Source organism: Pseudoalteromonas ulvae UL12 (assembly GCF_014925405.1).
GTDB lineage: Bacteria > Pseudomonadota > Gammaproteobacteria > Enterobacterales > Alteromonadaceae > Pseudoalteromonas > Pseudoalteromonas ulvae.
Map to the genome: position 1 here is coordinate 1 of NZ_AQHJ01000001.1, position 551 is coordinate 551.

The window sequence follows — 551 nt, forward strand, 5'->3', positions numbered from 1 at the left end:
TCTGGGCGCTCTGTGGTATCGCGCATCACCAGTACCGGTTTACCTAGGCTGGGGGCTTCTTCTTGGACGCCGCCAGAATCCGTGACAATAATGTGCGCTTGATTCATTAAATACACAAACGGTAAATATTCTTGCGGCTCAATTAAGTGAACGTTGTTTACATCTTTTAAGATACGATTAACTGGCTCGCGTACATTAGGATTTAAATGCATTGGGTAAAGAATTTGTGCCTCTGGGTGCGCGGTGGCAATATCAGCCAGTGCTTCACAAATGCGCTCAAACCCGCCGCCAAAGCTTTCGCGGCGGTGGCCGGTTACTAAAATCAGTTTTTTATTCTCGTCAAGCTCAGGAAATTTTGCCTTAAGGGTACTGATTAAATCCGTGTCGTTTTGTACTTTATCAACCACTTGCAACAATGCATCAATCACCGTGTTGCCAGTAATGACAATATCATCGCCATTAATCGCTTCGTTTAATAAGTTTTGCTGTGAGGTTTCGGTTGGAGCAAAATGTAATTTGGTGATTGCGCCTGTCAGCTTACGGTTGCCCTC

1 protein-coding gene is annotated in these 551 nt (G+C 45.0%); it reads right to left on the reverse strand.

Annotated features, from left to right (window positions below; all coding sequences use genetic code 11):
- A partial coding sequence (gene wecB / locus PULV_RS00005) for a non-hydrolyzing UDP-N-acetylglucosamine 2-epimerase (protein ID WP_193330560.1) occupies positions 1-551 on the reverse strand: 551 nt, incomplete at both ends.